We start from the raw sequence: 11616 nt of genomic DNA, 5'->3' as shown, positions 1-11616 counted from the left end.
ATCTGGCCGGAGAAGATGAGCAGCCTCGACCGCACCGACAGGCGAATTCTCGCGATCCTTCAAAGGGATGGCCGGATTTCCGGAGTGGAGCTGGCGGAGCAGGTCGGCCTCTCGCCCACCTCTGCCGGCGAGCGCCTGAAACGCCTGCAACGGGACGGTTATGTGGCCGGCTTCGGCGCCCGGCTGGACCCGCATCGCCTCGGCCTCGGCTTCCTGGTGTTCATCGAAGTGCAGTTGGACAAGACCACGCCGGACGCCTTCGAGCGCTTCGCCAAGGCGGTGCGCGCCGCGCCCGAGGTGCTGGAATGCCATATGGTAGCCGGTGGGTTCGACTATCTGCTCAAGGCCCGGCTGCCGGACATGTCCGCCTATCGCCGCTTCCTCGGCACCGTCCTCCTCGGCTTCCCCGGCGTGCGGGAAACCCGCTCCTATGCGGTGATGGAGGAAGTGAAGAGCGACGGCCCGTTGCCGGTCTGAACGCGGGGGACGAAAGTCCGGCTTCCCGTCGGCGCCGTCCTGCCGCCTAATGCCCGCGCCGCCGGCCCTGGCCGCGCCACCAAGAAAGGAAAGGGAGAGCGATGTATCCCGAACTGCGCCTTCTGTGCTTCGAGGATCTGGAAACCGGCATGACCGAGACCCTGTCGAAGACCATCGCCTCGTCGGACGTGGTGGGCTTCGCCGAGGTGACCGGGGATCGCAACCCCATTCACCTGTCGGAGCATTTCGCCGCCCGCACGCCCTTCGGCACCCGCATCGCCCACGGCCTCTATACCGCCAGCCTGATCTCCGCCGTGCTCGGCACGCGCCTGCCCGGCCCCGGCGCGGTCTATATCTCGCAGACGCTGAACTTCCGCGCCCCGGTGAAGATCGGCGACACCGTGCTGGTCACTGTGGAGGTGGCCGAGCTCATCCCCGAGCGGCGCCGGGCGCGCCTCGCCTGCACCTGCAAGGTGGGCGACGAGGTGGTGCTGGACGGGGAAGCCTGGGTGAAGGTGCCGCCGCGCAGCGAGACCGAGCGCTCCCCGCTCGCCCGCCACGCCGCCGGCTGAAACGAGAACGGGAGCCGGCATGCCGGCTCCCGCGCGTCGCGATCCCTCTGGAGCGTCGGCCTATTTGACCGCCGTGTAGACGGAGAGCCCGGTGGTCGCCGGCGAGGACACCATGAGGAACACCTGCATGGCCTTCTGCACGTCGGTGATCGAGGCGTTGGTGACGTAGATCACGTCGCGATTGAAGATCGGGAAGTGCTGGGCCACGAACAGCGAGTTGGTGTCACGCAGGTTGAGACGGTAGACCACCGGCGTCAGGCCGCCGCGCACCACCAGCGGGCTGTCGGGCCGCAGCTTGCGGGCGATGAATTCCGGCTCGTAGCGCATGATGAACACGCCCGACGGATCGGAGCGGTTGTCCTGCAGGCCGCCGGCCTTGACCAGCGCCGTGGCGAGCGTGATGCCCGAGGCGTTGAACGGAATTTCCGCGTTCGCGCCGGTCGCGCCATAGGCCAGGAACACCTGCGGCTCGCGCACCAGGGTCAGCACGTCGCCGGGCTGCATGTAGACGTTCTCGCGCGGATCGGAGACGACCCGCTCCATGGCCACGCGGACGGTGTGCGAGCCACGGGAGAGCTGGATGAAGGTCTCGTTCACCGGCGCGCGCACGCCGCCGGCGGTGGCCACCACGTCGAGCAGGCGGTCGCCCTTCACGCTCAGCGGCACCCGGGCCCCCTGCACCACCTCGCCCGAGACGGTGACCGTGTTGCTCACCGCCTTGGTGACGGTGACCAGCACCTGCGGCTGGATGGCCTTGCCGGTCAGCGCCTTGACGATGTCGTCCTGGATCGCGCCCGTGGTCCGGCCCGCCGCCTGGACTTCGCCGGCATAGGGAATGGAAATGGTGCCCGAGGCCTTGACCACCTGTTCGGGGATGGTCGCCGTCTTCGAGCCGGTGGTGAAGCTGCCCGCCACCACGGCGGAGGAGAACAGGCCGCCGGCACCCGCCTCCCAGATGGTCACGGCGACCATGTCGCCGATGCCCACCACGGGAGTGCGCGAGGGACCGGAGCGGCCGAAGCTGGTGTAGAAGGTATCGGGGGCGCGCTGGCGGGCGATGTCGAGCACGGCATTGTCGATGTCGACAATCTCATAGCGCTGGACATTGTCCTCGACCGACTGGGAGACGACCTCCCGCGCGTTCGGGCCGACCTGAGGCAGAGTCTCGGCGCATCCGGAAAGGACCAGGGCCACGCCCGAAAGCAAAAGCGGCCAACTCGATACCTTCCGCATGAATGCTCCCGTACAAGTCTCGTCGCCAGATACCATGGCGGCCAGCATCGACCAACCCTGCCGATCCGGCAGGGCCTCACTCCTCATAATGCTGTTTCCTGATTGCCACACCTCGGCCCGACTTCAAAACGGCGCACATCGTTAACAGCCTCGCCGGAGCGGTGGAGGGGAGCGGCAGGCGCGGGGCGCCGCTCCGGCGGTTCAGGCCGCGAGGGCAACGGCATCAGGACACCGGCCGCCATGCCAAGACGGACGGTCGTCATGACGTTGCGGAATAGGAGGGCGGAAACGGCGTGCACGCCATTCCCCGCCGGAATTGCAGCGCCCCGCAGGGATGTCACGCCTTGAGACGCAACGGGACGGGGGTCCACACGTCCGGCGTTTCAGGTTAGGTTGAAAGATCGTGTGCGATGCGGAAAACGAACGATGTCGCCGCACGGGTCCGTCGTATTGACCGGGCTCAAGGTCCGTTGCCATAAGCAACCAAGGCGCCAGTGGCGGCCTATCCTATCGGAATCTCTCAGGGCGGGTGAGTGCATTGCGGTTTAAGGGACCTCTCGGGGACGGTGTGTCCGGTGCCAATGTCACCGCCATCGTCGGAGCAGCATGTCGCCTGCCAGGGGCACCGGACGAAGCGCGGTTCCGCCGCATGCTGTCTGAGGGACGCTGCGCCATCCAGCCGTTTCCCGCCGGGCGCTGGAGCGTCGAGCGCTTTCTCCATCCGCGCGCCAGCGAACCGGGCTTCAGCTATTCCTTCGCCGGCGGCTATCTCGATGCCCCGTTCGATTTCGACCCGACCGTGTTCGGCATGTCGCCGCGCGAGGCGGCGCAGGTGGACCCGCAGCAGCGCCTGCTGATGGAAGTGGTGTGGGAGGCGCTGGAAGACGCGCGCCTCCCGCCCTCCAGCCTCGCCGGCCACGAGGTCGGCGTCTATGTGGGCGCCTCCAGCCTCGACCACGGCAACCTGCTGGCCTCCGACCCGGCGGCCATCGAAAGCCATTTCATGACCGGCAACACGCTGTCGGTGGTCTCGAATCGCCTGTCCTATGCCTTCGACTGGCACGGGCCGAGCTTCACCGTGGACACCGCCTGCTCGTCCTCGCTGGTCGCCTTCTCCCAGGCGCTCGCCGACCTGAGGAGCGGCCGCATCGACACCGCCGTGGTGGCGGGCGTGAACATGCTGCTCACCCCGGCCTCCTATATCGGCTTCTCCCGCGCCGGCATGCTCTCGCCCACCGGCCTATGCCGGCCGTTCTCGGCCGCCGGCGACGGTTATGTGCGCTCGGAAGGCGCGGTCGCCTTCGTGCTGCGGCGGAAGGATCTGGCGCTGCCCGGCTCGGTGCGCGCGCTGGCGGTGGCGGCGGGAGTGAATTCCGACGGCCGCACCTCCGGCATTGCCTTGCCCGGCGTCGAGGGCCAGCGCGCCCTGCTGGAACGCCTCTATGGCGAGACCGGCATCACCCCGGACCAAGTCGCCTTCGTGGAAGCGCACGGCACCGGCACGCGCATCGGCGACCCGGTGGAGGCCACCGCCATCGGCTCGGTGCTCGGCCGGGGCCGCGCGGCGCCGCTGCCCATCGGCTCGGTGAAGTCGAACATCGGCCATCTGGAGCCGGCCTCCGGCGTCGCCGGCCTGCTGAAGGCCGTCCAGGCGCTGGAGACGCGTGAACTTCCGCGCTCGCTGCATCTGGACGAGCTCAATCCGCTGATCGACTTCGCCGACCTGAACCTGCTGCCGGCGCGCGAGACCATCGCCCTCGACCGCACCGCCGCCACCCTGTTCGCCGGCGTCTCCTCCTTCGGCTTCGGCGGCACCAATGCCCATGTGATCCTGGCCAGCGCGCCGGCCGAGGCCCCGCCGCGCGCGGCCGGCGCGCCGGCTCCCCGCCATCTCGCCCTCTCCGCCGCCACCGCCGAGGCGCTGCGCGCCACCGCCGACGCCTATGCCGCCGTGCTGGACGAGGGCGTGCCGCCCGCGCGCCTCGCCGCCGCCGTGGCCGCCGGCCGCGAGAGCCTGCGCCACCGCGCGGTCGCGGTGCTCGACGAGGCCGGCGCCATGGCCGGGGCGCTACGCGACTTCGCGGCGGCCGGCGCCTCCAAGGCCATCGCCACCGGCGCCGCGCCGCGGCCCGATGCCAAGGTCTGCTTCGTCTATTCCGGCAACGGCGCGCAGGCGGTCGGCATGGGCCGCACCGCCTATCTGCGCAACGCCGCCTTCCGCCACCGCTTCGACGAGATCGATGCCGCCTTCAAGGCGATCGCCGTCACCGGCGTGAAGGAGGACATGTTCGATCCCGACCTCGGCGCGCGCATCGGCCAGGCCTCGGTGATCCAGCCGCTGATGTTCGCCGTCCAGGCCGCGCTTACCGGCGCGCTGGTGGCGGAAGGGCTGCGCCCGGACATGGTGGTGGGCCACAGCATCGGCGAGGTGGCGGCGGCGGAAGCGGCCGGCGTCCTCGACCTCACCCAGGCGGTGCGCATCATCCATGCCCGCGCCACCAGCCAGGAAGCCGCCTACGGGCGCGGCCTCATGGCCGTGTTCGCCGCCAGCCGGCCGCGCATGGAGGAGTTTTTAGCCGGCTTCGGACGTGACGACATCGAGATCGCCGCCGACAACGGCCCGTCCTCCCTCACCTTGTCCGGCGCCACCGAGGCCATCCGCCTCGCCACCCGCGAGGCCCGCAAGCAGCGTATCGCCAGCCGCACGCTGGAGATGGAATATCCCTTCCACTCCCGCTTCCTGGACGACACCAAGAGCGCCTTCCTCGGCACCGCCGGCGAGATCACGGCGCGGCGGGCGACCACGCCGCTCATCTCCACCGTCACCGGCGCGCCCATCGGCGAGGACCTGCTGGATGCCGCCTACTGGTGGCGCAACGTGCGCGCGCCGGTGCAATTCCGCAGCGCCATCGAGGCGGCGGCGGAGCTGGGCGCGGGCCTGTTCGTGGAGATCGGGCCGCGCCCCATCCTCACCTCGCCCATCGCCGAGACGCTGAAGGAGCGCGGCAGCGGCGCCGCCGTGCTCGCCAGCTTCACCGAGGCGGACGACCGCGACCCGCGCCGCGACCCCGTGCTCTGGGTGGTCGCCAATGCCCGGGCCAACGGCGCCGCCATGCCGACGGTGCCGGCAACGGCGGTGGACCGCGCCCTGCCGCTGCCCGCCTATCCCTGGCAGCGCAGCACCTTCCATTTCCACGGCACCTCCGCCGCGCTCGACCTGTTCGGCAACCGGCCGCGCCATCCGCTCATCGGCGGACGCCTCGCCGACGGCATACCGGAATGGCGCACCTTCCTCGACGCCGAGGTGGTGCCCTATCTCGCCGACCATGTGGTGGACGGGGAGATCGTCGTGCCCGCCGCCGCCATCGTGGAGATGGTCCTGGCGGTCGGTCGCGAGCTGAAGCCGGACGGGCCGCTCGGCCTGGAGGATTGCGACATCTTCCAGCCGCTGGTGCTGTCGAAACAGGGCATGCGCGAGATTTCGGTGCGCCACGCCGCAGCCACCAACGACGTGGAATTGTTCAGCCGGCCCCGCTTCGGCGCCGACGAATGGACGCTGCATGCTCGCGGCCGGCTGGTCGACGTGGCCCACCCGCCGCGTCCCCCGGCAAAACCGAAGGGCAAGCTCATCCGCGCCACGGCGGCGGACATCTATGCCCGGACCGAAGCCTGCGGCCTCCATTACGGCCCGGCCTTCCGGCTGGCGCAGGCGCTGAAGCGCGACGGCAGGACCATCGAGGTGGCGCTGACCCCGGCGCAGGCCGGCACCGGCGCCTTCACCCGGCCGCAGCTTTTGCACCCCGCGAGCCTCGATGCCGCCCTGCACGGCCTGTTCCTGCTCATCGACGTGGAGCCGGGCGTCAAGCGGACCTATCTGCCGATCCGGCTGGGGCGGCTCGCCCTGTTCCGCGATCATCCCGAGGTCGCCGGCGCCACCATCGTGGTGGAGCGCCACACCGAGCAGTCGCTGCGGGTCTCCATCGCGCTGAAGGACGCCGACGGCGAGGTGGTGGCCGAGGTGGAGGATGCCCTGCTCAAGTCCGTGGTGCTTTCGCGCACCGATCCGGACGACGGCTTCCTGTTCGTCACCCGCGAGCGCACGGGCCGCGCCGTCGCCGGGGGCGACCTGCCCGCCGCGATCCGCGCCGCTTTGGCGGCGCGGCCCGAACCCGAGCCCTCGGACGGCTGGCTGATGCTGCGCGCCGTGGTCCGCGCCGTCGCCCACCGCGCGCTCTCGCGCATCGCCGATGCGGACGGCCGGCTGGACTGGGCCGCCCTGGTCGCCGGCGGGCGCTTCGCGCCGGAGGCGCGGGCCTATGCCGCCATGCTGGCGGAAGAGCTGGTGCTGGCCGGGCTGGCGACACCGGAGGGCGACACGCTGAGGCTCGCCGCCGACAGCGGCCTGCCGGACCCGGACCGCATCCTGCGTACCTTCGCGGCCGAATATGCCGGCGCCTCCGCCGAGCTGCTACTGGCCGCCCGCACCGCTGCCGGCGTGGACGCGGTGCTGCGCACCGGCACCCCCATCGCCCATCGCGCCGAGGTGCTGGACCAGTTCGCCGGCAGTGCGCTGCTGTTCGCGCCCGCTCTCCAGGCGCTGCTGGCGACGGCAGCCGCCGCCCGCGCCGCCGGCGGCACGGACGCGCCGCGCCTGCTGGTGGCCGAGCCGGACGGGCGCGGCCTCATCTCCACCCTGCTGCCCGACGTCCGCGCCGGCCGCATCCGGCTGACGGTGGCGGGTCTCGATTCCGCCCGCCTGGAACGGCTGGAGCGCCGCCTGCCGGCCGGCGTGCCGGTGCGCTTCCTTCATCTCGACGGCCGCGACGGTGAGCGCCATCCGTCCCATGACCTCGCGCTCGTCTCCGCCTGGCGCCTGAACGGCGAGGACGGCGGCACCCTTTTGGCCCGCATGGCGGAATGCCTGGTGGACAGCGGCGCCATCGTCGCCGCCCAGCCGGCGCCCGATGCGGTGGTGGACTTCATCCTCGGCACGGAGCCGGGCTGGTTCGGCCGGTCCGCCGATCCCGCACTGCCGGTGGGCCTGATGCCCTCGGCCGACGAGACCCGCGCCGCGCTCGCCGCCGCTGCCTGCCGGGACACCCGGCAGATCGACCTTGCCGAGGGCGGCGCCTGCCTCATCGCCCGGCCGCCGGAACCTTCGGCGCCGCAAGCCGGCCTGCGGCCCCTGCGCCTCGTCCTCGCGGCCGAGGATGAGACCACTTTGGCCCAGACCCTCGCCGCCCAGCTCAAGGCCGCCGGCCTGTACGTCGCGCCGACCGAGGAGGCCAACGGCCTCGCGCCCCGCGAGGCCGATGTCATCGTGCTCGCCGACGCGACCGGCCCGGCCGACCGGGTGCGCACGGAACAGGCCGTCCTGCGCCTCGCCGCCGTGCTCACCGACCTGCCGCCGGGCCCCACGAAGGCACGGCTGTGGCTGGTCGTGCGCGGTGCCCGGACCGCCCCGCTCGATCCCGTGGCGGATGCCCTGTGGGGCTTCGGCCGCGTGGCGATGAACGAATTTTCCGACATCGACATCCGCCTGGTGGACGTCGCCCCCGGCCTGTCCGGCCCGGAGGCGGCGCGGCGCCTGATCACGCTCGCAGGCGCCGGGGACGCGGAGCGGGAAATCCTGCTCGACACGGACGGCGCGCAGGTGCTGCGCGTCCGGCACGGCCTTCCGGTGGCGCAAGGCGCGCCCGATCCCGACGCGGCGCTGACGCTGGAATTCCCCCGCCGTGGCGCGCTCGACCATTTCGCCTGGGCGCGCAAGGCGCGGGTGGCGCCGGGCCGGGCCGACGTGGAGGTTGAAGTCCTCGCCGCCGGCCTCAATTTCCGCGACGTAATGCTGGCCATGGGCCTGCTGGACGACGACGTGCTGGACGACGGCATGGCGGGCGCGGTGTTCGGCTTCGAATGCGCCGGCCGGGTGACGCGCGTCGGCTCCGGCGTGCGCGACCTCGCCCCCGGCGACGTGGTGGTCGGCTTCGCCAAGAACGCCTTCTCCACCCATGTGACCGCGCCGCGCCGGGTATTCATGCCGCTGCCCGCCGGCACCACGCCGGAAAGCGCGGCCAGCATCCCCGTGGCCTTCCTCACCGCCTGGTACGGCCTGGTGGAGCTCGCCCGGCTGAAGCGCGGCGAGACCGTGCTGATCCACGGCGCGGCCGGCGGCGTGGGCCTGGCGGCCATCCAGATCGCCCGCGCCCGCGGCGCCAGGGTGATCGCCACCGTCTCGACGCCGGACAAGCGCGCTTTGGTGGAGCTGTTCGGGGCGCAGGAGGTGCATGATTCGCGCTCGCTGGCCTTCGCCGACGCCATCCGCCACGATCACGGCGGCGTCGACGTGGTGCTGAACAGCCTCAGCGGCGAGGCCATGCGCGCCGGCCTGAAGTGCCTGAAGCCGTTCGGACGCTTCGTGGAGCTGGGCAAGCGCGACTATGTGGCCAATACGGAACTGGGCCTGCGCCCGTTCCGCCGCAACCTGACCTATTTCGGCGTCGATCTCGACCAGCTTCTCGCCCACGACCCGCGCCTCGTGGCCAAGGGCCTCAAGGACCTCGCCTCCGGCTTCACCAAGGGCGCCTATGCCGCCTTGCCCTATCGCCTGTTCGGCGCGGACGGCATCGGCGAAGCCTTCCGGCTGATGCAATCGGCCGCCCATGTGGGCAAGATCGTGGTGCGCCCGCCGGTGGCGGACGAGATCCGCCTGCCGCAGGCGCGTGACGCCGGCTTCGCGCCCGAGGGCGTGCAACTGGTGGTGGGCGGCGCCGGCGGCTTCGGCCTGGAGACCGCGCTCTGGCTCGCCGCCAGGGGCGCCCGCACCATCGTCGTCGCCTCCCGGCGCGGCGCGGTGGAGGCCGCCGCCTTGCCGCGCATCGACGCCCTGCGCGCGGCGGGCGTGACCTTCGCGGTGGAGCAGGTGGATGCCGGCGACGCGGCGGCGGTGGACGCGCTCGTCGGCCGCGTGGCGGCGGCGCACGGCCCGATCGGCGGCGTCTACCACACCGCCATGGTGCTGCACGACGGCCTGATCCGCACGCTCGACGCTGGGCAACTGAGCCAGGTGCTCGCCCCCAAGGTGGACGGCGCCCGCCATCTCGACCGGGCGACGCGCCGCCAGCCGGTCCGGCACTTCGTCATGTTCTCCTCGGTGTCCGCGCTCATCGGCAATCCCGGCCAGGGCGCCTATGTGGCGGCCAACGCCTATCTGGAAGGGCTCGCCCGGCGGCGCGTCGCGGAAGGGCTGCCGGCGCTGGCTGTCGGCTGGGGCGCCATTTCGGACGCCGGCGTGCTCGCCCGCGACCAGGCCACCGCCGAGCAATTGGAGCGGGTGACCGGCATGACCGGCCTCGCCTCCGCCGAGGCCCTCGCCCGGCTGGAACGCCTGCTGGCCGCGGATGCCGGCCTCACCGATCCGGTGGTCTATTGCGCCCGCTGGCAGCGCACCGGGCTGATGCGCGACCTGCCCATCCTCGCTACCCCCGCCTTCGCCGACGTGTTCGCGCAGGACGGCGGGCCGAGCGAGGCGACGGAGCTGGACATGGCGGCGCTGCTGGACGGCAAGAGCGACGCGGAAGCCCAGCGCGTGCTGGGCGACCTGATCGCCACCCGCATCGCCCGCATCCTGCGCCTGTCCGCCCAGGAGATCGACCTCGACCGCCCATTCGCCGAGATGGGCATGGATTCCCTGATGGCGCTTGAACTCAGCATGAATATCGAGCACGAGTTCGGAGTGGGCCTCCCGCTGGTCGCCATCACCTCCGTCCCCAACCTGCGGGAACTGAGCCGGCGCCTCCTGCAATCCCTGCGGGTGCCGGAAGCGACCGAAGCCATGGACGCCGGCGACCGCCGCCTGATCGCCATGCACGGCGGGGATGAAGCCGATTTCGATGGCGTCAGCGACCGGCTCGCCGACCGGCGCGACCAAGTGACGAGGGTCATGTGACGAAGAAAGCGGATGCCGGCCGGCTGACGGACAGCGAGCGCTCTGACTTCCTGTCCTCCATGCGGCGGACGGCTGCGCCGGCCGCCGGCCGCGCCGCGGCGGTAGTGGCTCCGGTACGGGACGTCTCGTTCGAGACCCTGCCCGGCTTCCGCATGCTGAAGACCCAGCGGGCGGCGGCCGACATGCTCGGGCTCGGCAATCCCTTCTACCAGACCCATGCGGCGCGCGCCGGCGCCCACACCGTGATCGACGGCCGGCTGCTCCTCAACTTCGCCTCCTATGACTATCTCGGCCTCAACGGCCATCCGGAGATCACCGCCGCCGTGGCGGAGGCCGCCGCCACCTGGGGCACCAGCGTCTCCGCCAGCCGCCTCACCGCCGGCGAGCGGCCGTTCCACCGGGAATTCGAGGCGGCACTGGCGGCGCTCTACCAGACCGAGGATGCCCTGCTGTTCGCCGGCGGGCATGCCACCAACGTCTCCTCCATCGCCGCCCTGCTGGGGCCTAAGGACCTCGTGGTCCACGACGCTTTGGCCCACAATTCCATCGTGGTGGGCGCGGAGCTGTCCAAGGCCAACCGGCGCGTCTTCCCCCACAATGACCTCGACGCGCTGGATGCCCTGCTCGCCGCCGCGCGCGACAAACACGAGCGCTGCCTGATCGTCACCGAGGGCCTGTTTTCCATGGACGGCGACGGGCCGGACCTCGCCCGGCTGGTGGAGATCAAGACCCGCTGGGGCGCCTGGCTGATGGTGGACGAGGCCCATTCGCTGGGCGTGCTCGGCGCCACCGGGCGCGGCATCTTCGAGCACCAGGGCGTCGATCCGGCCGGCGTCGACATCTGGATGGGCACCCTGTCGAAGACGCTGGTGGGCTGCGGCGGCTATATCGCCGGCGCGTCCGACCTCGTCACCTTCCTGAAGTTCCACGCGCCCGGCATGGTCTATTCCGTCGGCCTGCCGGCCACCACCAGCATCGGCTCGCTCACCGCGCTGAAGCTGATGCTGCGCGAGCCCGAACGCGTCGCCCGGCTCCAGGCCAACGGCCGGCGCTTCCTGGAGAAGGCCCGCGCGGCCGGCCTCGATGCGGGCGACAGCTGGGGCTATGCGGTCAGCCCAGTCATCGTCGGCGACAGCCTGCGCACCGTCATGCTGGCCAACCGCCTGCTGGAGCGCGGCATCAACGCCTTCCCCATCATCCCGCCCGGCGTGCCGGAGAAATCCGCCCGCCTGCGCTTCTTCATCTCCGCCGCCCACACCCCCGAGGATATCGACACGGCGGTTTCCGCCACCGCGCAGGAACTGGCGCTGCTGGAGCAGGAAGGGGTCTCGGTGGGCAAGGTCGCGGACCTGATGAAGTAGCGTCCCGCCGCCGTCCGGAGGACATCGC

At 71.6% G+C, this 11616-nt stretch carries 5 protein-coding genes; 4 read left to right on the top strand and 1 reads right to left on the bottom strand.

Annotated elements, in window-relative coordinates; all coding sequences use genetic code 11:
- The first annotated feature begins 15 nt into the window (after window positions 1-15).
- Together YU1_RS0126030 and croR are read left to right on the top strand one after the other, a co-directional pair.
- Window positions 16-477 carry an Lrp/AsnC ligand binding domain-containing protein gene (locus YU1_RS0126030; protein ID WP_029006514.1) on the top strand — a complete coding sequence of 154 codons (462 nt, stop codon included), beginning with the start codon at window positions 16-18 and terminating at the stop codon, window positions 475-477.
- Between the two features lie 101 nt (window positions 478-578).
- The gene (gene croR, locus YU1_RS0126025; protein ID WP_029006513.1) at window positions 579-1049 is read left to right on the top strand and encodes a 3-hydroxybutyryl-CoA dehydratase; all 471 of its coding nucleotides are present in this window, start codon (window positions 579-581) and stop codon (window positions 1047-1049) included.
- A gap of 60 nt (window positions 1050-1109) precedes the next feature.
- On the opposite strand, the gene YU1_RS0126020 is transcribed toward croR, so the two are convergent.
- Entirely contained in the window at window positions 1110-2282 is a 1173-nt protein-coding gene (locus YU1_RS0126020; protein ID WP_029006512.1) for a polysaccharide biosynthesis/export family protein, read from the bottom strand.
- Between the two features lie 529 nt (window positions 2283-2811).
- On the opposite strand from YU1_RS0126020, the gene YU1_RS0126015 reads away from it, so the two are divergent.
- Both YU1_RS0126015 and YU1_RS0126010 read left to right on the top strand, forming a co-directional pair.
- Complete coding sequence (locus YU1_RS0126015; RefSeq protein WP_084540152.1) at window positions 2812-10227, top strand: type I polyketide synthase; 7416 nt, start codon at window positions 2812-2814, stop codon at window positions 10225-10227.
- Window positions 10224-11588 (top strand): aminotransferase class I/II-fold pyridoxal phosphate-dependent enzyme, encoded by a 1365-nt coding sequence (locus YU1_RS0126010; RefSeq protein WP_051357401.1) that lies wholly within the window; start codon window positions 10224-10226, stop codon window positions 11586-11588. Before YU1_RS0126015 ends, YU1_RS0126010 begins: the two co-directional genes overlap by 4 nt.
- The last annotated feature ends 28 nt before the right edge of the window (window positions 11589-11616 follow it).

Source organism: Azorhizobium doebereinerae UFLA1-100, from assembly GCF_000473085.1.
Lineage (GTDB): Bacteria > Pseudomonadota > Alphaproteobacteria > Rhizobiales > Xanthobacteraceae > Azorhizobium > Azorhizobium doebereinerae.
Note: the sequence above shows the minus strand (reverse complement) of the source record. Positions and strands in the feature narration are given on the sequence as shown.